Raw genomic sequence first — 441 nt, forward strand, 5'->3', positions numbered from 1 at the left:
CGCCTGCCGACCGAGATGCAGGGGCTGCGCGCCAGCGCCTGCCTCGAATCCGATGCCGTCTGCATCATGCCCAAGGGCCACCCGCTGGAGCAGCAAAGCGAGGTGCACCCGATCGACCTGGCCGAGGCCCCGCTGATCCTGCTGGGCCGCCAGCGCCAGATCCGCCACGAAATCGACATGGCGTTCCGGCAGGCGCGCGTGCTGCCGCGCGTGGCCATCGAGGTGCATTCGGTCAGCGTGGCCTGCAGCCATGTGGCACAGGGTTTGGGGGTGTCTATCGTGAATGCGCTGCTGGCCGGCTACTGCCAGCCCGAGACGTTCACGATCCGGCCGTTCCGGCCCCGCATCAGCTACCAGCTCGGCGTGGCCACGCTCGACGGCACGGCCCTGGCGCCGCTGAACACCGCATTCTCGAAACTGCTCGTCGACGCAATCCTCGCG

The 441-nt window shown here is 68.9% G+C and carries 1 protein-coding gene; it reads left to right on the top strand.

The features are described from left to right. On the top strand, window positions 1-441 hold a 441-nt coding region (locus tag QZH66_RS18450; RefSeq protein ID WP_305807238.1), incomplete at both ends, for a LysR substrate-binding domain-containing protein.

The organism is Stenotrophomonas sp. YIM B06876 (assembly GCF_030711595.1).
Taxonomy (GTDB): domain Bacteria; phylum Pseudomonadota; class Gammaproteobacteria; order Xanthomonadales; family Xanthomonadaceae; genus Stenotrophomonas.